The organism is Buttiauxella warmboldiae (genome assembly GCF_003818135.1).
Classification (GTDB): Bacteria; Pseudomonadota; Gammaproteobacteria; order Enterobacterales; family Enterobacteriaceae; genus Buttiauxella; species Buttiauxella warmboldiae.
Genome location: NZ_RPOH01000103.1, coordinates 1 through 1069, shown reverse-complemented (window position 1 = coordinate 1069; position 1069 = coordinate 1). Strand labels below are relative to the sequence as shown.

The following is a 1069-nucleotide window of genomic DNA, read 5'->3' as shown; positions in this document are numbered from 1 at the left end:
TGTCTAAAGAAAAATTTGAACGTACAAAACCGCACGTCAACGTCGGTACTATCGGCCACGTTGACCATGGTAAAACCACTCTGACTGCAGCAATCACTACCGTTCTGGCTAAAACCTACGGCGGTTCTGCACGCGCATTCGACCAGATCGATAACGCACCAGAAGAAAAAGCTCGTGGTATCACCATCAACACTTCCCACGTTGAATATGACACCCCGACTCGTCACTACGCGCACGTTGACTGCCCAGGGCACGCCGACTACGTTAAAAACATGATCACCGGTGCTGCTCAGATGGACGGCGCTATCCTGGTTGTTGCTGCGACTGATGGCCCAATGCCACAGACCCGTGAGCACATCCTGCTGGGTCGCCAGGTTGGCGTTCCATTCATGATCGTGTTCATGAACAAATGTGACATGGTTGATGACGAAGAGCTGCTGGAACTGGTAGAAATGGAAGTTCGTGAACTTCTGTCTGCTTATGATTTCCCGGGCGACGACATTCCGGTGGTTCGTGGTTCAGCTCTGAAAGCGCTGGAAGGCGAAGCAGAGTGGGAAGCTAAAATCATCGAGCTGGCTGGTCATCTGGATAACTACATCCCAGAACCAGAGCGTGCTATCGACAAGCCATTCCTGCTGCCAATTGAAGACGTCTTCTCCATCTCCGGCCGTGGTACTGTTGTTACCGGTCGTGTAGAGCGTGGTATCGTTAAAGTGGGTGAAGAAGTAGAAATCGTTGGTATCAAAGATACCGTGAAATCTACCTGTACCGGCGTTGAAATGTTCCGCAAACTGCTGGACGAAGGCCGTGCTGGTGAGAACGTTGGTGTTCTGCTGCGTGGTATTAAACGTGAAGATATCGAACGTGGTCAGGTTCTGGCTAAGCCAGGCTCTATCAAGCCGCACACTCAGTTCGAATCAGAAGTTTATATCCTGTCCAAAGATGAAGGCGGCCGTCATACTCCGTTCTTCAAAGGCTACCGTCCACAGTTCTACTTCCGTACAACTGACGTGACTGGCACCATCGAACTGCCAGAAGGCGTTGAGATGGTCATGCCTGGTGACAACAT

At 51.1% G+C, this 1069-nt stretch carries 1 protein-coding gene; it reads left to right on the top strand.

The window, feature by feature from the left end; genetic code table 11:
* A partial coding sequence (gene tuf / locus EHN07_RS19520; RefSeq protein WP_124025672.1) for an elongation factor Tu occupies positions 1–1069 on the top strand: 1069 nt, incomplete at both ends.